The sequence below is a fragment of the Alkalinema pantanalense CENA528 genome (genome assembly GCF_050753345.1).
Lineage (GTDB): Bacteria > Cyanobacteriota > Cyanobacteriia > Leptolyngbyales > Leptolyngbyaceae > Alkalinema > Alkalinema pantanalense.
In genome coordinates this window covers 42,608-68,784 of sequence record NZ_JBLZFX010000023.1, presented here as the reverse complement: position 1 = coordinate 68,784, position 26,177 = coordinate 42,608, and the positions used below count along the sequence as shown (strand labels likewise).

The window sequence follows — 26,177 nt, the reverse complement described above, 5'->3', positions numbered from 1 at the left end:
ACTTTCGGGGGGTGTCGGGGGAGTAGAGTCCCCTGACATTGCAGGGGGGCGGGGAGAAGTTCCCCGATCTTCGCTGCGGAGCAGCCCCGACGATCGCGCCACATCACGCATCCATGCTGCGGAGCAGCCCCGACGATCGCGCCACACCACAAATCCCATACGCCACACGCTCCGTGCAGGAAAACCCAACTACAGTGAAGACAAATAGGTATACCCACTCAGACACCGTTCATAGTGCTGCAACAGCATTTGCGATTCCTGAAGAGAAATCTTGCCATCTTCCATCGCCACCTCCGTTTGCTGCCGGATGCTCTCGATCAGATCCTCACTGTCATACTGCACATAGCCCAACACCTCCTTCATCGTGTCGCCCTTCACCACATGCTCGATCGTGTAGCCCTTAGGCGTCAGTTGGATGTGCACCGCATTCGTATCCCCAAACAGATTGTGCAGGTTGCCCATAATTTCCTGGTAGGCACCGTTCAGGAACATCCCCAGGTAATAGGGCTGCTCCGGGTGCAACTCGTGTAGTTCCAATACCGACTTCACATCCCGCAGATCAATAAACTGATCGATTTTGCCGTCGCTATCACAGGTCAGATCCGCCAGAGTCGCCCGTTTGGTCGGTTCTTCATTCAAGCGGTGGATCGGCATGATGGGGAACAGTTGATCGATCGCCCAACTGTCTGGAGCCGATTGGAACACAGACAGGTTGATGTAGTAAATGGAAGCCATGATTTTTTCCAGGTCTTCCAGCTCCTCCGGCACAAATTCCAACTGATGCATCAGGGTTTGGATCTTGTGGCAGCAGGCCCAGTAAAGCCGTTCCGCCCGCGCCCGCTCTGGCAAGCTCAGGTAGCCAAAACCAAACAGGCTCACGGCCTCTTCTTTAAACTGGGTGGCGTCGTTGTAGGCTTCTTGCAGATTGTCTAGGGAAATGGATTCGTAGGTTTCAAACAAGTTGCGAATAATTAAATGCTCCCCGTCCTGCAAAGGCGTGATGACATCTTCCACCCCCGGCGCTTCACTGGAGCCCAACACGTCAAACACCAATACCGATTGATGGGAGGCGATCGCGCGGCCACTTTCACTGACGATGGTTGGCACAGGGATCTGAGCCTGGGTGCAGGCATCCTTCATCGCCGCCACCACATCATTGGCATAGTTCTGCATGTTGTAGTTTTTGGAAGCGTGGAAGTTGGTTTTGGAGCCGTCGTAATCCACGCCCAATCCCCCACCCACATCGACATAGCGCATCTGGGCTCCCAACCGGGACAACTCCACATAGATCTGTCCCGCCTCTCGGAAGGCTTCCTTCAGTACACTAATTGCTGAAATCTGGGAGCCAATGTGGAAATGTAGCAGTTGCAAGGATTCTAGTAACCCTGCTTCCCGTAACTGTTCCACCGCTGTGAGGACTTCCGGAATCGTCAAGCCAAATTTCGCCCGATCGCCCGCCGACGTGCCCCAACGCCCAATCCCCTTCGCGCTCAGCTTCGCCCGTACCCCGACGATCGGCTTGATCCCCAGCTTCTTGCTAGCTTCAATCACACAGGCCACTTCTTCCACCTGTTCCAGGACAATAATGGCGGTTTTGCCCAGTTTCTGCGCCAGGATAGCCGTTTCGATGTATTCCCGATCCTTGTAGCCATTGCAGATGACTAAAGCCCCCGGCGTATTCAACGAAGCCAAGGCAATTAACAGTTCCGGCTTGGATCCTGCCTCTAGGCCAAACTGGTAGGGCTTGCCATACTTGACCAAGGTTTCCACCAAGTGCCGCTGTTGGTTGCACTTCACCGGGAACACGCCTTTGTAAACGCCGGGATAGCTATAGCGGGCGATCGCCTTGGCAAAGCAGCCATTCAACCGCTCAATCCGGTCTTCCAAAATGTCGGAAAAGCGAATCAACAGCGGCAATTCCAGATTCCGCTGCTGCAAGGAATTCACCAAGTCCACTAAATCGAGCGATCCTCCCCGCATCCCCTTAGGGGAGACCACCACATGACCAGCGGCATTAATTGAGAAATAGGGTTCGCCCCAACCTTGGATCCGATAAAGTTCCTCACTCTCTTCGATCGTCCAGGCTTCGGAAACGGTTTGGGATTGTAGTTCTGGGGGAGATGGCTGGGATCTTAAAGACTTGGGTTGAGCCATGGGTTGGGACAGAGGCTGAGTGACCTGTTCTGTCAGTTCCTGTGCTTCTGTTGAAGATGCCGCAAATCCTGTCATATTTTTTCCTTCTGCCCTAAACGATCGTGTGAATCAATCCGTCTCAGTAGAGCCCAAAGTGGGTTGTGATCCCACCTTAATCCCCTGAATCAAAAAGAAATCGGAAGAAATCCATTCAAAGTCCTCCTTATCTTGGCGTAGCATCTCCGTAGGAGATCGGGGAATTTGGGGGATCGGAGCCTATGCGATTGATGAGATTTTTGATCTACTGAGTCTATCGCATTTGACTTAGGCGTCACTGTATCCGAGCAAGTTGATTTAAGGCTACGGAAAATCTGGGTTAATCCTGATCCCTTCCCACGCAAGCTGCTAATCTGTTTTAGGAAATAATTGATTTCTTCAATTGCTTGGGAGACGCAGATGGAAAGAACTTTTGTAGCGGTTAAACCCGATGGTGTGCAGCGCGGCCTCGTGTCGGAAATTATCGGTCGCTTTGAGAAAAAAGGCTTTAAGCTCGTTGGGCTAAAGTTAATGAACGTCAGCAAGGAATTGGCAGAAAGTCATTACGATGTGCATAAAGAACGGCCTTTCTTTGCAGGTCTGGTCGAATTTATTACCTCCGGCCCGATCGTCGCGATCGTGCTAGAAGGCGATGGTGTGGTGGCAGCGGCGCGGAAAATCATTGGTGCAACCAATCCACTGACGGCTGAACCCGGCACCATTCGCGGAGACTTCGGTGTCAACATTGGCCGTAACATCATCCACGGTTCCGACGCGATCGAAACGGCTCAGCGGGAAATCGCCCTGTGGTTCAAGGAAGAAGAACTCGTTTCCTGGACTCCCACCATTTCTCCTTGGTTGTATGAGTAACGGTTTCTGACCCACGCTCTGAAATCCATTCATTTCGCAGCCTATTAACCTTCAACAGCGATCGCGGATAATGCGATCGCTGTTGAGTAGAGAGCCAATTATGTATAGAGCCAATTTGTATACACTGGGTATAAACCGCGCCTTGCGCTCTATCGAATGATATTTTGCAGCTCGGTTCCCCATTAAGACGCTTCTGACGGTTCTTAAGACGCTTCTGACGGTTCTTTTGTAGTTGTGTTGGGGATCGTTACCTTGTCTACGTCTGTGTTGGTCAGACTAGTGGTGACCACTTCCTTGGACAAACTTTCGGTAAGCAAGCTTTCTGTCGCTACACTGTCTGTCACTACACTGTCTATGGTGGACGACGGTAAGTCCATGTCCTGTGGATGCTTTTTCTCAGAAAATCCCCAGGTAAACAACACCGCGATCGCGGCAACCATAATCCATTCCGGGGGAACTAAACTGTCATTCACCACCCGCAGCAATAGGCGAATCCCCACAAAGGCTACGGTGATGTAACCTGCATTTTCCAGATGGGTGTATTCTTCCAGCCACTTGATAAATAAGCCTGCCATGAACCGCAGGGCAATGATCCCGATCGTTCCCCCTAAGAGAATGACCCAGGTATCCTGGGCAACGGCGATCGCCGTTGTAACGCTATCTAAGGAAAACGCTAAATCTGTAAAAGCAATGACGGGGATCGCTTGCCAGAGGGTTTGAAACCGAGGCCCGTGGTGTTCTCCTTCTTCATCCTCTGGCGAAGTGAAAAATTGGTAGACCAACCATAATAAGTACAAGGCTCCTGCCAGCTCAAACTGCCACTGGTTGACCACTTGGGATGCCACCAAAATCAAACTCATCCGCAACACATAGGCCAAAATCAGACCAATGTTGAGGGCACGACGTTCCAGCTTAGGATCCTGTAATCCTTGGGTCAGAGCTGCGAGGGCGATCGCATTATCAGCAGAGAGTACCGCTTCTAACACCACCAACACAGGTAGCAAAGCCAGGGTTTGCATACTGAAATGAGACGGAAAGTCTAACAGATCCCACATTGTCCGCTCTTTGACCTACAGGATGATACGTTTCAAAACTACACATTGATGAGGGAACAGTAACTGGCTGGGGGTGCCGCCCTATGCAGTCCTGCTACTCAATCTTGATTGTCAATCAATTTTGTTCCCCTTGTTGCCGAGTAAAAGCCTCTAGAACTATCTCCCATAATTTAGGGATCAGCCTAGGATTGTCACTCCAGCTTAACATTCTCCTTGACTCTGCCATCCTTCAAGCTTTGCTTAACCAGCTTCTAAGCCAGTCTCCGCGCCAGTCTCAAGTTACATTTACGCTTCATCGAGCTTGTCCACCGTCCCTCAACGGCCTGAACTGATGTCTTCTAAGTTTTGCCTTTTGTTACAAACTCTTTCCCCTGACCCTAACCCTTAGGGTTTAATCAACAGTGAGGAATTATCCCAATCCTGATAAGGAGTTATAGCAATGTCTGAATCTCAAGTATTGATGGCACTGTTCATTGCCTTGATCCCCGGTATCTTGGCTTTCCGCCTCTCTACTGAACTCTATAAAAACTAAATCCATCAGTCATTAGGATGGCAAAAACTAGGGTAATTACTCGATTTTTTAGCTATCCAGTTTGATTGACCTTTTTCCTCCTGTCTCAGTAATTTAGTCATCGATTTTCGCAAGATTTCACCCTAAAACTTGGGCGATCATTTTGGAAGAACTAGGCTAAACTATCGAGACAGGTTTTTTGTTCCCTTGCGTGTAACCAGCAAATTGAGTAGATACACGGATGATCTGCCCCATAGAATTTGTTTTTCTAGTCAGACATCTATGCATCTACTCGGATGATCAGCTGGGGCGATTGCAGGGATCCTGAAGGGTTCAGGTTCTCCATGAAAGTGCATCCAGCCTGAAAGTCGTCTGCTTACCTGAAAGGAATTTGTTTGGTTTATGAGCGCACTGCACCAACTGTCTCAACCCTCTCCCCGGCGATCGCCCGATCGTTCTCGCCGTCCCAGCCCTCAAGCTCGACAGCAGCAGCAACAGCGGATGTACCGCTTAATGGCGGCGGAAACGCTAATTAAGTTATCGGTCAATGTTGGCATTTCAGCCGTGGCAATTACCGCCCTGTTTCAGTTGATCCCCTACCGAGGGGTGCAACAAGCCAAGTTGCAGGAAGTTCAGGCTGAGTTGAAATCGACAGAAGTGCGAGTTGCTCAGCTTCAGGCACAATTTAGCCGAACGTTTGATCCGAACGAAACAAAAGCTATTTTGCAAGAGCAAACCCATTTAGTGGATCCTACTGAAAAAATTGTGGTATTTGACGATCGTCCAGATCTACAACCTCAGAAAACAGCGAATAACCCTGAGTAACGGGTGCTTAGTCAGATGCGCCAATTTCTAACGGATTGGTATTTATAGCGTTTATTCTCCATGGAATTGACGATCCCCATTTCCCTCAACTATTTGGATATAGTTGAGGATTTTTTTTAGAAACAAGTATGGTTCGGATGTACTTATAATATATCTGTACTTATAATATATCTGTGCGATTCAAGCAAGCCTAGATACAATAGCCACACAGAATCTAGCACCAACGATTGCTTCAAAAGCCCCTTGCCTAGAGTGGGTGAGAGGGGTGAGAGGCTTCGAATAAGTTGCCGCGTTACATCTGTTGCTCATACGGCTGCTCACGTGGTTGCTTACAGTCTATGACTCAACTGTGACTTAAAGATTCTTATCTTGGCGGTCATTACAACCGCTAATATCTTTCTCTAGCCACTTTACTCCCAAGAGACATAAATCAATGGCGATTATTGCCCTCAAAGCGTGGTATCTCCAGGAATATGAACCCATTAAGCAGCTAGAAAAGCGGCCCTATGATCTACGCCTCAGCAAAAATAGCTTGCTGAAATCAGGTCTGAGGGCTGATTTTTTGGATGATGCGGCAGATGTGAGGAATGCGCTTTGGTTCCAGCGTTACTTGGAAGGGGAGTCCGTTGAGTTTTACATCGAAGGCAGTGGTGGCTATGCGATCGCCAATATTGACCTCAGTAGCCATGAAATTTATTTCACTAAGCGAGAAGTCATGGCAGGCTTGGAGCCCACCATTTTTCTCTCTTACCAACAAGAATTTCCTGAGTCTAGTGATCTATTGCGGGATGAATTGAATAATATTTTAGAAACAATCAATCGAAAATCCCGAATCGCCCTGACTCTTAAGGAATCTCATCGCCTGAGTGATGGCCCAGTGCGCCTCAATAGTTCACTGATGCGATCGATTCGCCAAAGTTTGCTGTTCATTGCCGATGGAACCTCGATCGCGCAGATTGAGACAGCCACTCCTCCTCTCTTAATTCCCAGTCCAAAGGTGTGTGTCGAAGTGGGGTATGCCCTTCAAAGTAAGCGATCGGAACAAATTTTGCTGACTCAGATGGAGCGGGTAGATATGCCGGGGGTCTTCCCTTTCGATTTATCTTTGAACAACCGTCTAATGTTCAAAGATAAATCGCAGTTACGCAAGCTTCTGCCCAAAGCGATCGAGGCACAGTTACAGCAATTTAGTCTCTTTTAAGCTGAGTCTCTTTTAATCGTTCATCTGCTGCAGGATGGGGAGCGTAATCGTGAATTGCGCTCCAGGTGCCATTCGAGGTTTGTATTGTAAGGTGCCTTGATGCTGGACGGTGACAATTTGATGACTAATGGCTAGCCCCATTCCGCTGCCCTGTCCTGGCTGCTTGGTTGTCCACAAAGGTTGAAAGATGTCTGTGTGAAACTCATCTGGAATGCCGCATCCGTTATCGCTGATGCAGATGGAAACGGAGTTGGCACTGTCTAACTGAGTTCTAATCCGAATTTCCGGGACGTAATTAATGATTAATTCAGGATCTCCATTGTTCAACAAAGCTTCGATCGCCTCGATCGAATTGCAAATCAGATGCATGAACACTTGATTGATCTCACTGGCACAGCATTGCACCTGAGGAAGTTCTCCATAGGCTTTAACTAATCGAATCGCTGGACGTTCATACTGGGCCACAAGTCGATGCTGGAGCAGCATGAGTGTACTATCCAGTCCTGCATGGAGATCCGCTGCCTTTAATTCGGTTTCTTCCTGACGGGAAAAGGTGCGCAGTGACTGCACCACTTGGCTCATGCGATCGACTCCCACCCGCATAGATGTTTGGAGCTTTTGCATATCAGCGACTACAAAATCGAGATCCAAATCGTCCAAGCGTTCCTGGATTGAAGGCACGGGGGCTGGGTAGTGCTGGCGGTAGCACTCAATCAAGTCGATCAATTGACTGACGTAATCCTCAGCGTACTTCAAGTTGCCAGCAATAAAGTTCACCGGATTATTAATTTCATGGGAAATCCCGGCAACCAGTTGGTTGATGCTCGACATTTTCTCTTGATGGACAAGCTGAGTTGATGCACTGCGACAGGCTTCAACTCTAGAGCAAGCATCAGGCAGGAGTGCCACCTTAGGAAGGACACACTCAGGGGTCGTCGTGTCTTGGGAAGGGAGAGGACTACTGAGATCGGATGCTTCCTCCCTGGTGACCAGGGCAGGAAGATACTCTTTGCGATCTCGAATAGGCATGGATTGAAGTTGGAGAAGAGAATGCTTTCCAGATTCAGTCATGATTGACACCTCTGGTCGAGTGAGGGAACACGTAACTTGAGGGAACACGTAACTTGAGGGAACACGTAACTTGAGGGAACACCAACTGGCCACATCTGCATAATGAGGACAAATACTCAATCACGATACATTTGCCTAGTGCAGCAAGCGTCTAAGACAACAAGCGTTTAATTCAACGATGGACTCAACATTTTTTCAGGCAGAACACACAAAGGAAGAATAGACAAAGGAAGAACACACACTGGCACAAGGGTTTTAAAACCCATTACCATCATCTTTGTGACATAAATCACTTGGTGATGTGATTGAACCACTTGTGCTCTAGCTTAGCTACCTCAATTGCAGACGTAATCCGTTAAAACCACGAAGGCCGTGAATTTGTAGGTGATCCAGTTATCTTGCTGAAGTGATTCAAGCCATTATACGGACGTGATCCAATGGGTGTCATCGTGTGATTTAAGCAAAACCCTTATGTGATGCAGATCACTTCTAGAACCAGGATTTCCCTAGGAAAAACTCTCTTTTCCTGATTTAACTCTCGAGGCTACCGAGTGTCCCTTGATATTGTTTTTATTGCTCTCTGAATCCCTGAAATACACGGTTGACATCAGTATTTTTCCTGATCCATTAGCTTGCTCGTTACTTCCGCGCCAATCCGGCCCATAATGATGTTCGATAGGTTATGAGAAGCAGTTATGCCTAGAACGCCAAGCGAATACGCAGTTCATCTGCTAATGGAGGGAGGACACCGGGAGGAAGTTCGTTTTCCTTCGATCCAAGACTTTCAGAAGTGGTACAGCACTGACCTCGTTCCCAAGTCCACTTCTACAGAATTCATTCAAGTGCCGATTAAAAATATTCAAGGGGAATACATGGTCGTTCGCCCAAGCTGTATTTTGGGGATCCGGGTGGAACCTGTGTTCTCAGGGAGTGTCGATCGGTATTAGACATCGATCTGTTCAGTAAATCGCAATTTAAACAACGAAATGGGGTTTTAGGTGAGTCAGCGACAAGTACATCGGGGGCAGTTAATTAGCCAAAGGATGAGTATTCTACCCCTCTTAGGTGGTATGACTATTCACCTGTCCATGAACCCGTTGGGGGTGCTGGCTCAAACGGCCCCTGCGCCCTTGTCCAAGACTCCGCAGCCCCTCATTACGCCCCAGATTCTCTCCACTGGATTGCCCAGCCCCTCGCCTTCACCGACAGTTTCTCCACCATCCACGATCGTCGCTCCTCTCCAGCGCATTAACGATGTGCCTGCGGAGGTGGGATTAGATTCATTGTTGGCTGAAAAACCGCTGATGAATCATGTGCCTGGGTTAGTCCGCGCGATCGATCACAGTTTGCGTTATCTTCAGTCCGATGCATCGGCGGCAGACTATTTGCGTCTCCGCATTCCAGGAGTGACCCGCGATCGAGTCAGACGCAGTTTAAAACGCTTTCGTACCCTATTACTCAAGGCAGAGACGCCGCAACAACTGCAAGCCAGTGTCCGTCAAGAATTTGAGTTCTACACTGCAACGGGCAAAGATGGCCAAGGAACGGTAGATTTTACAGGGTATTTCGAACCTGTCTATGCTGCTAGCTACAAGCCTACACCGGAGTTTCGTTATCCGATCTATCGGCAACCTGGAAACTTTGCCCGCTGGCCGAAGCCCCATCCTACCCGAGCTGACCTCGAAGGCAAAGATGGGCTACAAGGAAACAAAGGTTTACTGAAAGGCTCGGAGTTAGTGTGGCTCAAAGATCGCTTAGATGCCTTCTTGATTCAAGTACAGGGATCGGCTCAACTGCGCTTTGAAGATGGATCGAAAATGACGATCGGTTATGCAGGCAATACCCAGTATCCCTACGTGGGCATTGGTCGTGAATTGGTCAAGGATGGCAAACTGAAGCTAGAAGAACTGAGCTTGCCCAAGGTCGTTGGGTATTTTCAGCAACATCCTGCTGAATTAGATGAGTATCTCCCCCGAAATCAGCGATTTGTCTTTTTTAGAAATACCCAAGGATCTCCCGCGATCGGCAGTCTTGGGGTTCCGGTGACAGCGGAACGATCGATCGCGACCGACAAAAAGTTAATGCCCCCCGGAGCCCTCGCGATTATCCAAACTCAAGTGCCGAACGCAAAACTTGAACAAGAATCGGTGGGGCGGTTTGTCCTGGATCAGGATACTGGAGGAGCGATCATCGGCCCAGGGCGTGTGGATATCTTTATGGGAACTGGCGATTTAGCCCGCGATCGTGCCGGACTGATTCACTCAACTGGCAAGCTTTATTATCTTCTGCTTAAAGACGATCGCAAAGGACGATAAACTGGAGAGTATGAGTACCCCGCTCCAGCTAACCCTGCAAATCATCTTCACAGTCCTCGCAGGGATTAGTGCACAGGTACTGGCAGAATTTCTCAAGATTCCTGGAATTGTTTTACTCCTGCTTTTTGGGATTGCCCTAGGGCCGAGTGGGCTCGGTATTATCCATCCCAGTAGCCTTGGCGATGGCCTCGAGGTCATCGTTGCGTTGCTGGTTGCCATCATTTTGTTTGAGGGCGGGTTTAACCTGCGATTACAGGATGTAGACCGAGTTTCCAGTAGCCTCCGCAACTTAGTCACCCTTGGCACCCTGATCACCCTGATTGGGGGCGGTATGGCAGCCCACTGGCTCAGCGAGTTTCCTTGGTCAATTTCCTTTCTCTATGCCTCGCTGGTTGTAGTCACTGGGCCAACGGTGATTAATTCTCTGCTGAGACAAGTTGAAGTCGATCGCCAGGTCTCTACCTTGCTTGAGGGAGAAGGTGTCCTCATTGATCCCGTGGGGGCCATTCTTTCCGTGGTGGTGCTGAATGTGGTGCTGAGTGGGGGCAATCCAGAACCGCTGATGGTTCTCAATGATCTGTTGCTGCGGGTAGGCATTGGAGCCGCGATCGGGGTTTCCGGAGGCTGGCTCATGGGAATTCTGCTCAAGCAAGCAACGTTTTTATCGGAAGAACTCAAAACGCTGGTAGTTTTGGCAGGGGTGTGGGGCTGGTTTGGTTTGGCGCAATTGCTGCGGAGCGAAGCGGGCCTTATGGCAGCGGTGGCATCGGGGATTGTATTGCGAGCTTTAGAGTTACCCCAAGAGCGGCTGCTCAAACGCTTCAAAGGTCAACTCACCGTGCTCTCGGTCTCGGTATTGTTTATTCTATTGTCAGCAGATTTATCGATCGCGGGGGTATTTGCCCTAGGCTGGGGTGGTGTCTTAACTGTTCTGGCCTTGATGTTTCTTGTGCGTCCGATCAGTATATGGCTCTGTACCTGGCAAGATGACCTCAACTGGCGACAAAAGCTCTTCATGTCCTGGATTGCGCCTCGGGGCATTGTTTCAGCTTCCGTTGCTTCCCTTTTTTCCATTCTGTTGACCCAAGGAGGCATCAACGGTGGGGATTCGGTTAAAGCCTTAGTTTTTTTGACAATAATTCTTACCGTATTTCTGCAATCCCTCACGGCTCAACCGATCGCGAAACTCCTAGGGATTACCTCCCAGGAAGTAACAGGAGCGGTGATTGTGGGCTGTAACCCCTTAAGTGCCTTGCTGGCTAGATTTTTCTTGGAGCGGGGGGAAACCGTAACTGTGATTGATACCGCTCCGGATTCCAGCTTGTTTACTCCCCAGGCAAACTTAAAAATTCTAACCAGTACAGCTTTGGATGCCGCAGTTTTGGAAGAAGCGGGACTGGCGGCGATCGGAACTTTTTTGGCCGTGACGGACAATGGTGAAGTGAATGCGGTTTTGGCTCAACGGGCTGCGGAGGAATTTCAGCCGCCGCGCGTGCTGGCTGTCTTCCCTCGTGAAGGCACAACTGCTAACGGACAAGTTAACCAAGCTTTTTCGACCCATGCGTCTTTAAAAACTTGGAACGAGTATCTCCAAAATGATGCCGTTCGCTTGGGCGAAACCATCCTCCACGAAGGCGACTTAGAGGGACAACGTCAACGACTGCTCAAGTTGATTAACCAAGGGGAATTGCTGCCTCTTCTACTCGATCGCAAAACATTTCTACAAGTGATTCCTGCGGAAATTGAGTTTAAGGTCGGCGATCGCATCATTTACCTGTTGCATGATCCACGCCCTAAATTACTCAAACTGCTCTCCGGTGCCACCCAACCCCGATTGATGTTGGAAAAACTGTCGGAAGTTGAAGGCAGCATTCAATCGGCCTAATTTTTGCCGATGATCCAACGTTTACCATTTGGTATAACTGGAGCCCAGGTAATCTTATTTTTGCTTGCTAAGCATCCGATCTCCCTAAATCTTCCTATCTTCTATGGAGAGGCTACGCCAAGAAACAGGGGGACCTTAACAGAATTTATCTAAATTTCCCCCTTTTTTTAGGTTTTAAGGGGTTGTCGAATCTGTCGCATCAATGAATTAATTTGATACCACTGTATTTGATACCACTGTCCTAAATTCATGGAATACGGCTATAAATTCGACAGGTGATAGCCATCCGGATGCAGTCCTGATAGGTTCAAGGAGATCATTTCGCTTTAGGTAGAAGGTACCATCCGTTTTTTTAATGAAGTCAATCGCCTTTTTGCAGTGTCATTTTTGGGCTCATAGACTAATGCTTGCTCATAGGATTCTAGGGCTTTATTGTCCAAGTTTTTGCGCTCGTAGGCATGCCCCAAGTTGTTCCACGCCGTCGGGTATTCCTCATAGGCTTTTAGCGCATCTTTGTAGGTACGAATTGCCAAATCGTACTGTTCTTGCGCAAAGTAGGCATATCCCAACGCATTGCAAACTGCAGCCAAGTCTTGGCCTTCTAGCTGATTGGCCTTGATTGCCTTTTGGAGCTGAGTCACCGATTGGGCAAATAACCGTTTGTCGAGATAAATACTTCCGAGTTCGTAGTATTCCTGGGCTGTTCCCTTGCCTTGAGCTAATTTGCGTTGCAAGCGAGACAGGGCATTTTCAAGTTTGCGCGTTTTGAGCACCTGGCGTAAGACGATCGCGCCCGCTGCAACCAAAATGACAAGCAAAATGCTGATGTAAAAAATGGGTAAGTTATCCTGCATACTGTAGCGATACCAAACAGTGTTTTGAGTTCAGGGTTATTTTCCCATTTCCCGATCCCTCCTATCTAGGGAAGGGACAGAAGATTTTCCAGAAGCAGGGGGAGTGTGACTAACAGGTTCCTCCAGCCCCCAATATCGTAGCCGATCGTTCAACCACCCCTGCTGCTTGAGCCGTTGGAGTGTTTGATTGACTTGATTACGGAGCTCCGCAAATTGCAACCCTCGCGGCAAGACAATGCTCAAGGGATAACGACCTAGGGCTTCCGGCAGAATGCGATCGCTAGGATACTGACGGACCCAAGCGAGGGCTGTGGTGAAATCTAAAGCCAAGGCAGCAATTTCGCCTGAGGCTAGTTTTTCTTGGCCAGCTTGATAGGAAGGGAGTTCAACCAGAGTCTGCTGGGGAAACTGGACTTGCAATAGGGCGATCGCGCTGGACTGTTTTAAAACGCCGATAGGGAAGCTGGTGAACTGAGTCAGGCGGGACAGTTGCGGTTGGTTAGTCAGCAAAACGGTGCGGTTGTAGTAATAGGGGGGGCTGAAATCGACCATACGCCGCCGTGAAGTGGTTGCCGTCATTTGGGCGATCGCCAAATCGACCCGATCATCCATCACCGCTTGCAAGCGATCTCGATAACGAACCACTTGAAATCGAACTGCTTCCGGTTTCCCTAGAAGCTCTTGTGCAAGTTGGTGGGCTAAGTCAATTTCGAAGCCTTGAAGTTGTCCCGTTTCATCTCGAAAGGCTATGGGATAAGCGTCTTCAGTGACTGCTACGGTTAAATATCCTCGTTTTTGAATGGTGACCCAATCCGCTGCCCAGACAGACTCGATCGCAGCATTGGATCCCAAAAGTCCGGTAGTGGCTGAGATCGTAACCAGTAAGGTTTTTCCCATCATGGTTGTTGCCTGAAGCGTTCGCTGCCAGCGTTGGCTTAACAATTGAAGCATTGGCCTAAGGGAACAGGGTGCAAATAAAATTCCAAGGGGAAGGGAATGGGGTGGGAGAGTAGGAGGGTGAACAGGGATGTCATTTCTCAGCTAATCCCTGAATATTAAAAGGGTGAACCAGAATCGTTTCTTGTTTTGACTTTCATCAAAACGAAGACGCCTTCAGGCTTCACCCTTAAAATAATCGCTATTTGACTGAGTTAGTAATTGGTCTGAGTTAGGGAGTTTTCTAAGCTTCAGATAGATAACTCTGTTCACTGCTAGAAATACTCTAGTTAATGTTTAATTAATGCCTAACTCACCCAGCGCCTAACTCGGGTGTATCACCCATTTCTCTAGCTGGCTTTCTTCGCAAGTTCAACCACTTCAGCAAATCCTGCGGGATCCAAAACAGCTAGTTGAGCCAACATTTTGCGGTTGATTTGGATATCAGCCTTCTTCAGCTTACCGATCAGTTGGCTGTAGCTAATTCCATGCATCCGAGCTGCGGCGTTAATCCGGGCAATCCATAGACGACGGAAGTCGCGCTTTTTCTTACGACGATCGCGGTAGGCATTGCGCAATGCCTTCATGACTTGCTGGTTAGCAATCCGGAACAACCGGGAGTGAGATCCACGGAAGCCCTTCGCCAGCTTTAAAATCTTCTTACGACGCTTGCGGGCAACATTCCCGCGTTTTACACGTGCCATGAGTAACCTCTACTTTGGGGTATGGGTGAAAATTGTGACCGGGAACCAGGCAGTAGAAAGCCCTAGCCCAAGTCTGAGCACAGCTAACTGAATCAAGTAACTGAATCAAGAGCCAGTCTTTATCAAGTTAGTCTGCTTAGGAAGCGAGTCTTCAGATTTCATCCTACTCGTCCTAACGGGGTCGTTTTAATAGGTCAGTCCGATCTAACTGATCTAACTGAATCTATCTGATACGACGATCTGCCTTACAGATAGGGCAGCATCTTCCGTACGTTTTCGGCATCCCGCTCATTGACAACAGTCATTCCAGCAAGACGACGCTTGCGGCTGGGGCTCTTGTGTTCCAACAGGTGGGCGCGCGAGCTCTTGCGACGCAGGATCTTGCCACTGCCGCTGGCCTTAAAGCGCCGAGCCGCAGATTTCCGTGATTTCAGCTTAGGCATGGATGAAAATCCAAATCGACACAGTCTCTAATCCTACTGTGATTTTCTGTCAGATGGCAAGTGGTAATTCGATCGGATGCACAATTTATCCACTTCTGAAAGAATCCGCTAAACTAAATAGCAAGACGAACAGGCATCTGTTCACGACCAGACTCCATGAAACCTATTTAGTTCATGAGAAGTGGGCCAAGCCCCACTTTTTTTATTGCCATCCTCCTATGACCCATCCTCTCATTCCCCAAGTCATCGACCTTGCTGCACCCGTTGCTGCTGAACTCGGGTTAGAAGTGGTTTCAGCAGTGTTCCGGACAAATCAAACCCCACCAGTCCTACGGGTGGATGTACGAAATCTGCAACAAGATACCGGCTTAGACGATTGTGAGCGCATGAGTCGTGCGTTGGAGGCCGTTTTAGATGAGGTGGGAATTATTCCTGATGCCTATGTTTTAGAAGTTTCTAGCCCTGGAATTTCTCGAGTGCTGAAGACCGATCGTGAATTCATTTCCTTTAAAGGCTTTCCTGTCATTGTTACCTTAGATAGCCCACTGGATGGCAAAGCCGAATGGATGGGTAACTTAGTGGGGCGAGATGATGGGTTTGTTTATCTCAACCAAAAAGGCCGCACGATGAACTTGCCGCGCGATCGGGTTGTCCAGATTCAGTTGGATGAGCGGAAGAAGCGCTAACCGACTCCACTATCCCTTTAAGGGTTAGATTGCCATCTGCCTATGCTAGGGATCCCGTTCAGAATTTTCAATCTTGAATTTTAATTTTAGGTTCGTCATAGTGCGATTCTCTCACTCCCTTCGCCTAGCCAGCCACTCAGCAATAGCCACTCAGCAATGAATTTTTCTTAAATTATCCCTTTGAAGTTTAAGTCCTGAGTCTAACGCCTACCCTCTCAATATATTGGAGAATTACCATGTCAAGTATTCCTTTGCCCGGTCTTAAAGAAATGATCGATGGCATTAGCCGAGAGCGCAACTTGCCCAAAGTTGCTGTTCAAGAAGCCCTACGCGAAGCCTTGATGAAAGGGTATGAGCGCTTCCGGCGGACGCAGAAAATGGATGCCTTTGATGAAGAGTATTTCAACCGGTTTGAGGTGGAGCTAGATATTGATGAAGAAAGTTTCCGGGTTCTAGCAACGAAAACGATCGTTGAAGAAGTCACCAACACTGACCACCAAATCGGCTTGTCAGAGGTTCAAGATGCAGGGCTACAAGAAGCAAAGGAAGGGGAAGAAGTATTAGTCGATGTCACCCCTGACCAGGGTGAGTTTGGCCGTATGGCGGCCATTCAAACGAAGCAAGTCCTGGCTCAAAAGTTGCGGGATCAGCAACGCAAGTTGATTCAAGAAGAATTTCAAGAACTGGAAAATACAATTCTGCAAGCCCGAGTTCTGCGGTTTGAGCGCCAGTCGGTCATTATGGCCGTTAGTAGCGGCTTTGGACAGCCAGAAGTGGAAGCAGAATTGTTGAAGCGAGATCAATTGCCCAATGACAACTACCGCGCCAATGCCACTTTTAAGGTTTACCTCAAAAAAGTCAGTGAAGGGGCACACCGGGGACCGCAGTTGTTGGTATCTCGGGCCGATGCAGGACTTGTGGTCTATCTGTTTGAAAATGAAGTTCCGGAGATCCAGGATGACGTAGTGCGGATCGTGGCGGTGGCGCGGGAAGCTAATCCCCCCTCTCGCTTTGTGGGCCCCCGAACTAAAATTGCGGTAGATACCTTAGAGCGGGATGTTGATCCCGTTGGGGCTTGCATTGGCGCACGGGGATCTCGGATCCAGGCAGTGGTGAACGAGCTACGGGGTGAAAAAATTGACGTGATTCGCTGGTCCCCTGATCCTGCCACTTATATTGCCAATGCCCTGAGTCCTGCACGGGTCGATGAGGTTCGTCTCATGGATCCTGAAGGTCGGCAAGCCCATGTTTTAGTGGCGGAAGATCAGCTCAGTCTTGCGATCGGGAAAGAAGGCCAAAACGTCCGACTAGCGGCTCGTTTAACCGGTTGGAAGATCGATATCAAGGATGGTGCGAAGTACGATCGTGCAGCAGAGGATGCCAAGATCGCGGTTGAACTTAAACAACGGGCTGATGCAGCTGCGGCTGCGGCTGCAGAGGAAGAAGAATTTGAAGATTTGGAAGAGTTTGAAGAACCTTTGGAGGACGTTACGCCTCTGGAGGATCGGGAGTCCGAACTGCCGGAAATCGATGAAGAAGATGACAATGCAGAAGAGTAACCCTGAGAGAACGTCTTGGCTGTCATCGGCGATCGTGAATCGGCCTTGCCTACGGAGCACTCGCGATAAAGGGCCCCTGTAATCTATGGAACCTAACTACCGTCGATGTGTGAGTTGCCGCAAAGTCGCTCCTAAAGCTGACTTTTGGCGGATTGTCCGGACTGTTCCCGATCAAGTTGTTCAATTAGACGAGGGGATGGGGCGATCGGCCTACCTGTGCCCGAATGCGAATTGCTTGCGAGAGGCGGAACGCAAAGATCGCTTGAGTCGATCCCTACGATCGCCGATCTCAAAATCTCTCTACCAAATGCTTTGGCATCGTCTTGCTGAACCCTCTAGCTCAGGCTAGGGGATTAACCCTCTATCCTCAGGATGGTCAGGGTTATACCGATTAAATTCCCCTTAGTAAATCGATAACCTTCAACTCGAAAACTAGAGATTTCCTGGACTGGACTGACCCGGTTGGGACAGTCCAGCAATAGAATGATAAGAGTAAGGGGAAATTCAGTCTTCCAAACGAGTTGACAAGCTGCTGTTTGCGCTCTAGGCTAAAGCGACTTCGGATCGTTTAGCAAAAGCAGTGATGATCTCCTTTGCCTAATGATCAAGAGACAGGCTTCCCGGTCAATTTTCGCTTAAGGTCTAGTTACCCCTAGCAAAGCCGAGGAGTTCTAGAGCACACCTTCAGCGTGGGTCGGTTGTATTTATGCTTCGCCCATCATTATGCTGGTAAAGGTTGAATTGAAAAGGTCGATTGTGGCTTAATCAACTTAAGCGCAAGCGCTAAGGTTCAGCCTGAGTAGTAGTTCTAGTCAAGTACAGAAGGCGACTTATGTGACATCTGGATTGAACGAGGGATTAGTGGATGAACAACGGAAAAGTGAGAATTTACGAGTTATCAAAGGAACTAAACTTAGAAAACAAAGACATTCTGGCGATTTGTGATCAATTGCAGATTGCCTACAAAAGCCATAGCAGTACGATTACAGAAGCAGAGGCAGAAGGCATTCGCAGCGCAGCGCAGCAATATTCATCCACTCAGGTTAATCCCTCGAAACCGTCTCCTGTCCGTAAATCCAGTGCGCCCACCGTTAAACCTAGGAACAACACGCCCTTGAACAGTCAGAAAAAGCAACAAATTTTGGAAATTCGTCGTCCTGTTACGCGGTCTGACGCCTCTGGTAGTGAAAAACCTGAACTGCTAGGGCCACCTGCTTTACAAACTTCCCGGCCTTCGGAAGTATCGGTTGCAGTCATGCCAACGGAGGTGGAGCCTTCCGATCGAGTTGCCGTCACTACACCCATTGAGGACGCTGGCTCCCCCGTTGCTCCTCGAGAAGAATGGGCTCAACCGATCGACCCCGAGCAGATTGCGCCGTTGTCTCCAGTGAACCCCGATCATTCCTCTGAAGCAGAAGTTATCCAGTCTGCTGCAACTCACGCTTCAGAGCAGGGAGTCTCTGAGAGCGAGGCTAAGCCCACGGCTACAAAACCCGTTGCCGTGAAGCCAGTGGAAGGCAAGTCAATGGAGGATAAACCTGCCTTTGCAGCGAAGCCTCCTATGCCTAACAAAGAGACTGCTCCCAACAAAGAAGGGGTCAGTAAAGAGACTGCAAGTAGTAGTCCGGCTACGAACAAATCGGATGGAAGCAATAAACCGGGTGGAACCGCTGGTAGTTCCACTAAACCAGAAGCGCCCTCTCGTCCCTCTGCGCCTCCACGGCCTGTTCTCAACAGTAAACCCATTCTCAAGGCTAAAGCTGCGACCGGTGGGGAGAAAGCAGCTCCTTCCTCCCCCGGTAAGTCTACTGGTGAGGGCAAGAGAACGGGAGATCGACGTCCTGCGGCTCCTGGTAAAGCCCCGATCGCGCCTGCTAAGCCCCAGATTGTTGAGCTAAAACGGCCTAAGCCCATCGCTTCCCCTGAAGAGAGTGGGACGGAAGAAGTGTCAACCAGGGAGCAGCCTGTTCTGAAGGGGCGGCCTAGTCGCAGCGGAACTCCAGAGAAAGAAGCAACGACGTCCCCCGTTGAACTCTTGGCTAAACCAACACCGCCCAAAGCTCGTCGCAAGGTGTGGGAGGACGAAGACGAGGAGAGCGCTGAAAAAGCCAAGGTAGGGCCAAAGGCTAAACGTCGGGGGCCTCGCATTGAAGAGGATGATGACGAAGATTTTGATCTACTGGAAGATGATGATTCAGCTGTTACACCAGCCCAAGTTAGTCTGTCCTTAGCACGGCCTCCTAAGCCAAAATCTACTACTGCAGCCAAGCCTGTTGCATCGTTAGCGCCGACCAGTCAGCCTAAGCGCCGTCAGTTTACGCGTCGCGATCGGCGAGATCAAGGCTCCAATAAAACTGAAAAGCCAGAAATTATTACTTTGACCGGCGGCGTCACCGTTCAAGAACTGGCCCAAATGATGGCGGTTTCCGATACGGAAATTATTCGGAACCTCTTCATGAAAGGTATCGCTGCGACCGTCACCCAGACCCTTGATGTGGCGACTGCAACGATGGTGGCCGAAGAGATGGGAGTCTTGGTAGATCAGGCCGAGAAGGAATCGGAAGCGAAGAAAGTCACCGAAATGATTTCCGAGGAGGATCTGGAAAATCTCCAGCGCCGTCCACCGGTGGTTACCATCATGGGTCACGTTGACCACGGGAAAACCACGTTGCTTGACTCGATTCGTAAGACCAAAGTGGCAGCGGGTGAGGCTGGCGGGATCACCCAGCACATTGGTGCTTATCATGTTGATGTTGAGCACAATGACGAAATGCAACAGGTGGTCTTCCTGGATACCCCTGGTCACGAAGCCTTCACTGCAATGCGGGCACGGGGAGCACGGGTCACGGATGTGGCCATCTTAGTGGTGGCCGCCGATGATGGCGTTCGGCCCCAGACAATTGAGGCTATCAGCCACGCAAAAGCAGCGGGTGTTCCAATTATTGTTGCTATCAACAAAGTCGATAAAGAAGAAGCTCAGCCCGATCGGGTGAAGCAGGAACTCACTGAATTTGAGTTGGTTCCAGAAGAGTGGGGCGGCAGTACTGTGATGGTACCGGTCAGTGCAATGACGGGTCAGAACTTGGATACCCTACTGGAGATGATCCTGCTGGTGTCTGAGGTAGAGGATCTGAATGCAAATCCGAACCGACTAGCCAAGGGAACCGTGATTGAAGCCAACCTAGATAAGGCGAAAGGGCCAGTCGCAACCCTACTGGTTCAGAACGGAACCTTGCATGTGGGCGATATTATCGTTGCAGGTTCTGCACTAGGTAAGGTGCGTGCCATGGTGGACGATCGGGGTCGCCGGGTGAAGGAAGCTAGCCCATCCTTTGCTGTAGAAGTTCTTGGATTAGGTGATGTACCCGCTGCAGGGGACGAATTTGAAGTCTATAAGGACGAGAAAGAAGCCCGTGCGGTTGCGGATAGCCGTGCAGAAGCGAAACGCCAGTCTCGCCTGATGGCAGCGATGTCCTCCCGTCGAGTCAGCCTAAATACCTTGTCTAGCAAGGCCCAGGAAGGCGAACTCAAGGAACTTAACATCGTCATGAAGGCAGACGTTCAAGGGTCTGTTGAGGCAATCTTGGGATCCCTCAAACAGTTGCCCCAGAACGAAGTTCAAGTGCGGGTTCTCTTTGCAGCACCTGGTGAAATTTCCGAGACGGATGTGGACTTGGCTGCCGCATCGGAAGCAGTTTTGATTGGCTTCAATACAACCCTGGCAACGGGTGCGCGTCAAGCCGCCGATCGGGCCGGGGTAGATGTCCGGGAGTACAACATCATCTACAACTTGTTGGATGATATCCAGGCAGCCATGGAAGGTTTACTGGAGCCAGAACTGGTGGAAGAGCCCCTGGGTCAAGTGGAAGTCCGAGCGGTCTTCCCGGTGGGCAAGGGGGCTGTGGCCGGTTGCTACATTCAGTCCGGTAAAGCGATTCGGAACTGCAAGGTTCGCGTTAAACGTCGCGGTAACTTGATCTTTGAAGGTAATTTGGATTCCTTGAAACGGATGAAGGAAGATACCAAGGAAGTCAATGCTGGATACGAGTGCGGGATTGGCATCGACAACTTCAACGCCTGGGAAGAGGGCGATATTATCGAAACCTTCCGGATGGTGACGAAACGTCGTACTCTGTCCCCCTCTCGGTAACAGTAGCGTTCCCGCGTGGGTATAGTCTGCATGGGCTAACTTGCCTCCGCGATCGCTTAATTCAATAAGAAATGAGAGAGCAGGGACAAATGCCTGCTCTTTTGTTTTATGTCTGTAGTTTTGGATCCAGATTTGGATGTCTGAGTTGGAACAGGTTTGAGGCGAGGGCTATGCAATATCGTCGGTTCGGTAAAACTCAGCTTCAGATGTCCGTGGCGTCGCTAGGAACAATGCGCTGCTTGGCGTCGCAAGCGGTGATGGAGCAAACGGTACAAACCGCGATCGCTGCGGGGATCAATCATCTGGAAACAGCCCAGGGCTATGGCCACAGTGAACGGCTTTTGGGGCAAGTCTTGCAGCAGGGCCAATGGCCACGATCGAATTATATTTTGACGACAAAGTTAGTTCCGACCCCGGATGCAGAGTCCATGGAGCGGGCCATCGATCAATCCCTGGAACGACTCCAAACTGACTACTTAGACTGCTTAGCCATCCATGGAATCAACACTTTAACTCATTTGGATTGGATCCAATCTACAACGGGTTGTGTGCAAGCGGTGCAACAGGCGATCGCCGATGGGCGAGTGCGACATCTTGGTTTTTCGACCCATGGATCCTTAAAAGTGATTTTAGACGCGATCGCGACTGGACACTTTTCCTTCGTCAATTTGCACTATGGTCTATTCTTCCAGCGAAATTTAGCGGCGATCGCCCAAGCCCAAGCCCAAGATCTGGGGGTATTTATTATTTCTCCTGGAGATAAAGGAGGAATGCTCTATACACCTCCGGATCTATTGCAAAAACTCTGTCACCCTTGGTCTCCATTGGCTGCAAACTATGGCTTTTTACTAACGGATCCTAGAATTACTACCCTGAGCCTGGGGCCTGCGAATCCCCAAGAACTTAAGGCTGCCTTAAATGAGGTAGAGATAGCTACAGGGGAAATCAATTCTGCATTAGAAGATGCATCCACGATCGCAACCACCGTCGCCCAGACGATCGCACAACGGTTAGAAACTCATCAAAAACAGGTGTTAGATCGCGATCGCTGTAGCCAATGCTATGAATGCTTACCCTGTCCGGAGGAGATCAATATCCCCGAAGTCCTACGGTTACGCAACTTGGCGGTGGCCTATGACATGCAGCAGTTTGGGGAATATCGCTATGGCATGTTTGAAAATGCGGGACATTGGTTTCCAGGCAAAAAAGCGAACCATTGTACTGACTGTGGCGACTGTCTACCCCGGTGTCCTGAACAGCTAGAGATTCCAAAATTGCTCCGCGATACCCACGATCGCCTAGGAGGTAAGCCCCGCCGCAGACTTTGGGGAGACTAGCGCCAGTAACTCAGCACCTGACTAGCGCCAGTACCGTCGTCCTTGGATAAAAATGCCTACCGTCCAGCCCAGAATATCCTCCAGAGTGAGTGAATTAGCCACCTTAACGAAAAGATGGGTCACGCTCATTGTTTTAGTGAAGAAAAACTGCATGACGCCTAAGGGGGTAATCGGTAGAACTTCCTTCAAAATCCAAGCTAATAGCAAGCAGGGAACTAATCCCCAAAGAACCTCCGTCGTAATGCTCAACCGCCAAAATCGTTGATGCTCCAAAATGAAAACGGCTAATGCACCGATCGCCAGCGCGATCGCAAAGGGAAGAATTCCAGCGAAGGGAGAGGTTAAAACGATATTAAGCAGCGACCCTAATAGATTGGGCCATAACGTAAGACCCAGAAAAAACAGCCATTCTACCGCTACGACTCCTAGGACCGTCATCAATGCGACTCCCAGCAGCGCATCCCAGGGTAGGTAACGCAATGGCCCCCAAGGGCTTCGTCTTAGCACAATATCGGTTCTCCGTGTAAGCTGAGTTTATCTAGATCAGCGTTTATTTAGATTAGGTTTGTCTAAGTCGGTTAAGGGTTTGGAACAGGGTTGACGAATAATCAACCAGATTGGGTAATCAAGAGTTTAGAGGATTGTAAGCGATGGGATTGATGAACTCCAATAGCCAGACTGGTTTTCAGCCGATCGCCGGATCTCCTCCGATTCCCTCTGCAATCGTCCAGTGCCTGACGGTTAGTTTAGCGATGAGTAGTCTAGTTCTGGGAATCTGCATTCCTGCTAAGTCTGCCCCAGCCACTGCCCCAACCACTGCTCCAACCATTGCTCCAACCACTGACCCAGTAACTCGTCAAACAACTGATCAAGCCACTGACCAAGAGGCTCCCAAGGGAATCACTAAAGATCGTACAAAAGCGCTTAACCCAGATAGCCCGACCTATCAAGATAGCCAAAATTCTACGATCGCATCTCTCCAGCCCGATCTTACGCCGTTTGGTGTGAAGCAGTTGAATCAGGGGATGTGTGAATCTTCGGTGCCCGGTGTGAGCGATCGGATTGACTTTCAATCCAACTTAAGTCTTCCCAGCCTTTGGTTGGCTCGGGATCAATTTTCGGCTCAGGCCAAATTTGGGAGCAAACTCCTAGAAGGATGGCTTGCCTGTCCCCAGAATGCGATCGCCCAGCCTAAAGTCAGTGTCATCATTAATGAACAACTCTGGAGCCTCCTGGATTATCTAGAGCGCTATCAATTTCTCAACCAATTTGGCACCGCAGCCCAACAGGAAGGTTTTAATCTGCGTCTTTTCAGCCGTCAGGGGCATATGCTAGCCGCCTATACCTGCGTTGTGCCCGGTCAAACAGAACCCGTGAATGGGGGGCAACGCCCCTGTGCGATGCAACTGGACGCCTTAGGACGGGGAAGTGTGCGAGGGCGGTCTACGGGGCTTTTCGGATCGATTCCCACAACTGGCGGTATTGCTCAGCCATAGCCGGGGAAAGGGGCTGAAGAAACTCACTTTGATTAAATCGATCGAGATCGGGCAGTAACAGTGTATTGCGCTGCAGGTCAGCCGATAGCGTATCGGGTTTTAGGGTCACCAGACTGGGTGAAGTGCCTTGACTAATCAACGTGAACTGGGGGGCAAACTGTGGTTGCAAACCCAACGTGGTCCATTGGGCGATGAGGCGATCGAGATTTGAATGGGTCGTGACTGGCGGGGTCGGGGTGGGTTGTACCCAGAGATCAGCCCAGAGCAGGGTGCCAGAGGGGGGGAATACAGCAGCAAGGTTTGGATTGCGACGTAGTTGAGTGAGAATTTCGCTTGAGGAGCCAACCGCCACCCAGGTATCACCCAGAATCAAGGCTTGTAAATAATGTTTAGAACTGTAGAATTTGACATTGCTTTGCAGCGATCGTAGCTCTGAAGCAAGATTAGACAGTTTTTGTAGATCGTTAGGATTGCAGGATTGACCAAGCTTTTTCAGGACTAGGCCAATGACTTCGCGCGGTTGATCCGGTAGTGATAATCGTCCCTGAAACTCCGATCTCCATAGATCAGCCCAATCTGAGGGAGGAGCCATGCCCTTCTGTTCTAGTAAATCCTTGCGATATACGATCGCCAAACTCCCCCAGCGATAGGGAATGCCCCAGATCTGCCCATTGCCCGCATTAAAACCCTCGTCGTTACGCCGCACTAAATCTTGAAAAATTCGAGGTAAGTTGTTCCAAGCAGCCCAAGCTTCAGGTGCGCTGCCTTGCCAACTATCCACCCCGATCGGTTGAATCAACTTTTGACGAATTGCGATCGAAAGCCAATCATTCCCCAAACTAACTACATTGGCCGCTTGCTGATTGGGAGATGGGCCAATCCAGGGAAGGGGCAAGGGCACGATCGGTTTCGGCGTGGGAATCTCGCCCGTGGCTTGACGTTTCCAGCGTTGCAGCAGATTAAATAAATCCTGTAACTGAGCCTCTGGCCGCACATCCAGATTTATTGAGTTTTCCTGGGGAAGGCGCTTGCGAAATTCCTTGGTTAGCAATGCAGGTACTGATCCCCGCAGTAGCCGAATGCGAAAGCTGGATTGGCTAGCTACCTGACATCCTGTCAAAGCAGATCCAAGGGCTAGGGCAGTAGTACTCGACAAAAAGGTTCGACGATCCATGATGAGGACGAGGCTGACGGGACAAGATTGAGGGCTAGGATTTGGCCGCATTGCAGCATCCTGAATTCTAACCGTTGTTCGCGCTAATTTTGCTGAATTGGTAGGGAGGGATTGAGGAATTGTGAAGGATCCCTATCATCCCACTGGAGAAGCCTGCCGATGTTCCACGCCAAAACCGACCAGAAGAATTTCCGAAGGTGGGACAGCGGTAATAGGACGGTGGTAAGTGACGATCGTTCGCAGTCGGGTATCTGGGGAAATAAAGCGCATTTGATCGACCGCGACGGATTTCCGGTAAAAGGTAGTCATTTCCAAAATCTGGCGGCTAGGTTGGTAGGTGAAGCGACCTGCGATCGATCCCCCTTCGGAATAGCCTTCATCCCGAAGATAAACCCCACGAATAATCGAGTCATCCTGGTCTGCGGTGGCGGCGGCAACTGGGAGCGGTAATTCCCCCCCCGCAACTAAGTCAGCATTGAGGAGATTTTCTGGAACAAATAGGGCCTTAAGACTCATGCCAACCCGATCTCCCTTTTCCGAGACGGTGTCGAAGTGAATAGCAAATCCTGGACAGGCATGGGGAGCGTCATTTTGCGCTTGCTCGGACAAAACCGTTGTTAACAATTTTTGCTTGGTCAAGTCATCTAAGGGACTGGCTTGAAACTCAGTGTGCGATCGTTCAATTTCATTCTCCGCAAGATAATGATAGGTACGCTCGGTAGCCCAATGTCCTGCGCAGGCTTCAAAAAATGCTTGGAAACTCAGCATTCACAATTCACAAATTCAACTAGGGTGATCCTAGAAGATCGCTCGGCTGAAAAGCAAATTACCCCTGAAAAGCAAAGTACAACAGTCATCAAATTAAGGTCGTCAAACACGGTCGTCCAATACAACTGACAGTAACAGGGCATTACGATTTAGTTACAAATTCTTGCG

23 protein-coding genes are annotated in these 26,177 nt (G+C 49.7%); 13 read left to right on the top strand and 10 right to left on the bottom strand.

Annotation, left to right across the window (positions count from 1 at the left end; genetic code table 11):
* Positions 1-189 precede the first annotated feature (189 nt).
* Entirely contained in the window at positions 190-2,229 is a 2,040-nt protein-coding gene (gene speA / locus ACN4EG_RS09965) for a biosynthetic arginine decarboxylase (RefSeq protein ID WP_431629206.1), read from the bottom strand.
* Positions 2,230-2,589: 360 nt separating this feature from the next.
* Here speA and ndk point away from each other — a divergent pair, with 360 nt between their 5' ends.
* Entirely contained in the window at positions 2,590-3,039 is a 450-nt protein-coding gene (ndk, locus tag ACN4EG_RS09960; RefSeq protein ID WP_431629204.1) for a nucleoside-diphosphate kinase, read from the top strand.
* 203 nt (positions 3,040-3,242) lie between these two features.
* Here ndk and ACN4EG_RS09955 read toward each other — a convergent pair whose 3' ends face one another.
* Positions 3,243-4,094, bottom strand: coding sequence for a TerC family protein (locus ACN4EG_RS09955; protein WP_431629203.1), 852 nt, complete (start codon positions 4,092-4,094; stop codon positions 3,243-3,245).
* Positions 4,095-4,533: 439 nt separating this feature from the next.
* Between ACN4EG_RS09955 and psaM the strand changes: the two genes are divergently transcribed.
* The 3 genes from psaM to ACN4EG_RS09940 all read left to right on the top strand — a co-directional run bounded on the left by psaM (position 4,534) and on the right by ACN4EG_RS09940 (position 6,631).
* On the top strand, positions 4,534-4,626 hold the full coding sequence (psaM, locus tag ACN4EG_RS09950) for a photosystem I reaction center subunit XII (protein WP_199307242.1): 93 nt from the start codon (positions 4,534-4,536) through the stop codon (positions 4,624-4,626).
* A gap of 381 nt (positions 4,627-5,007) precedes the next feature.
* Positions 5,008-5,430, top strand: a complete 423-nt coding sequence (locus tag ACN4EG_RS09945) for a slr1601 family putative cell division protein (protein ID WP_431629201.1) — start codon at positions 5,008-5,010, stop codon at positions 5,428-5,430.
* A 433-nt stretch (positions 5,431-5,863) separates the two neighbouring features.
* Positions 5,864-6,631 carry a hypothetical protein gene (locus ACN4EG_RS09940; protein WP_431629200.1) on the top strand — a complete coding sequence of 256 codons (768 nt, stop codon included), beginning with the start codon at positions 5,864-5,866 and terminating at the stop codon, positions 6,629-6,631.
* A 12-nt stretch (positions 6,632-6,643) separates the two neighbouring features.
* Here the strand turns inward: ACN4EG_RS09940 and ACN4EG_RS09935 are convergent, their stop codons facing one another.
* A complete protein-coding gene (locus tag ACN4EG_RS09935; protein WP_431629198.1) occupies positions 6,644-7,702 on the bottom strand; it encodes a sensor histidine kinase in 1,059 nt (352 codons plus the stop codon).
* A 695-nt stretch (positions 7,703-8,397) separates the two neighbouring features.
* Here ACN4EG_RS09935 and ACN4EG_RS09930 point away from each other — a divergent pair.
* The 3 genes from ACN4EG_RS09930 to ACN4EG_RS09920 all read left to right on the top strand — a co-directional run bounded on the left by ACN4EG_RS09930 (position 8,398) and on the right by ACN4EG_RS09920 (position 11,902).
* Positions 8,398-8,649, top strand: coding sequence for a hypothetical protein (locus tag ACN4EG_RS09930; protein WP_190574361.1), 252 nt, complete (start codon positions 8,398-8,400; stop codon positions 8,647-8,649).
* 123 nt (positions 8,650-8,772) lie between these two features.
* A complete protein-coding gene (gene mltA / locus ACN4EG_RS09925) occupies positions 8,773-10,017 on the top strand; it encodes a murein transglycosylase A (protein ID WP_431629196.1) in 1,245 nt (414 codons plus the stop codon).
* A gap of 10 nt (positions 10,018-10,027) precedes the next feature.
* Positions 10,028-11,902 (top strand): cation:proton antiporter, encoded by a 1,875-nt coding sequence (locus tag ACN4EG_RS09920; RefSeq protein ID WP_431629195.1) that lies wholly within the window; start codon positions 10,028-10,030, stop codon positions 11,900-11,902.
* A gap of 326 nt (positions 11,903-12,228) precedes the next feature.
* Here the strand turns inward: ACN4EG_RS09920 and ACN4EG_RS09915 are convergent, their stop codons facing one another.
* The 4 genes from ACN4EG_RS09915 to rpmI form a co-directional block, all read right to left on the bottom strand.
* Positions 12,229-12,756, bottom strand: coding sequence for a tetratricopeptide repeat protein (locus ACN4EG_RS09915; protein WP_431629194.1), 528 nt, complete (start codon positions 12,754-12,756; stop codon positions 12,229-12,231).
* Between the two features lie 36 nt (positions 12,757-12,792).
* A complete protein-coding gene (locus ACN4EG_RS09910; protein ID WP_431629193.1) occupies positions 12,793-13,707 on the bottom strand; it encodes a transporter substrate-binding domain-containing protein in 915 nt (304 codons plus the stop codon).
* A 335-nt stretch (positions 13,708-14,042) separates the two neighbouring features.
* Positions 14,043-14,396: a 50S ribosomal protein L20 gene (rplT, locus tag ACN4EG_RS09905; RefSeq protein ID WP_431629192.1), complete on the bottom strand. Its 354-nt coding sequence runs from the start codon at positions 14,394-14,396 to the stop codon at positions 14,043-14,045.
* 245 nt (positions 14,397-14,641) lie between these two features.
* Positions 14,642-14,839 carry a 50S ribosomal protein L35 gene (gene rpmI / locus ACN4EG_RS09900; RefSeq protein WP_431629190.1) on the bottom strand — a complete coding sequence of 66 codons (198 nt, stop codon included), beginning with the start codon at positions 14,837-14,839 and terminating at the stop codon, positions 14,642-14,644.
* A gap of 218 nt (positions 14,840-15,057) precedes the next feature.
* On the opposite strand from rpmI, the gene rimP reads away from it, so the two are divergent.
* The 5 genes from rimP to ACN4EG_RS09875 all read left to right on the top strand — a co-directional run bounded on the left by rimP (position 15,058) and on the right by ACN4EG_RS09875 (position 22,571).
* Complete coding sequence (gene rimP, locus ACN4EG_RS09895; RefSeq protein WP_431629188.1) at positions 15,058-15,525, top strand: ribosome maturation factor RimP; 468 nt, start codon at positions 15,058-15,060, stop codon at positions 15,523-15,525.
* A gap of 236 nt (positions 15,526-15,761) precedes the next feature.
* Positions 15,762-17,084 carry a transcription termination factor NusA gene (gene nusA, locus ACN4EG_RS09890; RefSeq protein ID WP_431629186.1) on the top strand — a complete coding sequence of 441 codons (1,323 nt, stop codon included), beginning with the start codon at positions 15,762-15,764 and terminating at the stop codon, positions 17,082-17,084.
* Between the two features lie 85 nt (positions 17,085-17,169).
* A complete protein-coding gene (locus ACN4EG_RS09885; protein ID WP_431629185.1) occupies positions 17,170-17,433 on the top strand; it encodes a YlxR family protein in 264 nt (87 codons plus the stop codon).
* A 516-nt stretch (positions 17,434-17,949) separates the two neighbouring features.
* Positions 17,950-21,234 carry a translation initiation factor IF-2 gene (gene infB / locus ACN4EG_RS09880; protein ID WP_431629183.1) on the top strand — a complete coding sequence of 1,095 codons (3,285 nt, stop codon included), beginning with the start codon at positions 17,950-17,952 and terminating at the stop codon, positions 21,232-21,234.
* Between the two features lie 170 nt (positions 21,235-21,404).
* On the top strand, positions 21,405-22,571 hold the full coding sequence (locus tag ACN4EG_RS09875; RefSeq protein WP_431629182.1) for an aldo/keto reductase: 1,167 nt from the start codon (positions 21,405-21,407) through the stop codon (positions 22,569-22,571).
* Positions 22,572-22,592: 21 nt separating this feature from the next.
* Here the strand turns inward: ACN4EG_RS09875 and ACN4EG_RS09870 are convergent, their stop codons facing one another.
* The gene (locus ACN4EG_RS09870) at positions 22,593-23,078 is read right to left on the bottom strand and encodes a hypothetical protein (protein ID WP_431629181.1); all 486 of its coding nucleotides are present in this window, start codon (positions 23,076-23,078) and stop codon (positions 22,593-22,595) included.
* Between the two features lie 143 nt (positions 23,079-23,221).
* Between ACN4EG_RS09870 and ACN4EG_RS09865 the strand changes: the two genes are divergently transcribed.
* Positions 23,222-24,067, top strand: a complete 846-nt coding sequence (locus ACN4EG_RS09865; RefSeq protein ID WP_431629180.1) for a hypothetical protein — start codon at positions 23,222-23,224, stop codon at positions 24,065-24,067.
* On the opposite strand, the gene ACN4EG_RS09860 is transcribed toward ACN4EG_RS09865, so the two are convergent.
* Positions 24,015-25,292 carry an extracellular solute-binding protein gene (locus ACN4EG_RS09860; protein ID WP_431629179.1) on the bottom strand — a complete coding sequence of 426 codons (1,278 nt, stop codon included), beginning with the start codon at positions 25,290-25,292 and terminating at the stop codon, positions 24,015-24,017. The genes ACN4EG_RS09865 and ACN4EG_RS09860 overlap by 53 nt on opposite strands.
* 84 nt (positions 25,293-25,376) lie before the next feature.
* Positions 25,377-26,009, bottom strand: a complete 633-nt coding sequence (locus ACN4EG_RS09855; protein ID WP_431629178.1) for a phycobiliprotein lyase — start codon at positions 26,007-26,009, stop codon at positions 25,377-25,379.
* Between the last annotated feature and the right edge of the window lie 168 nt (positions 26,010-26,177).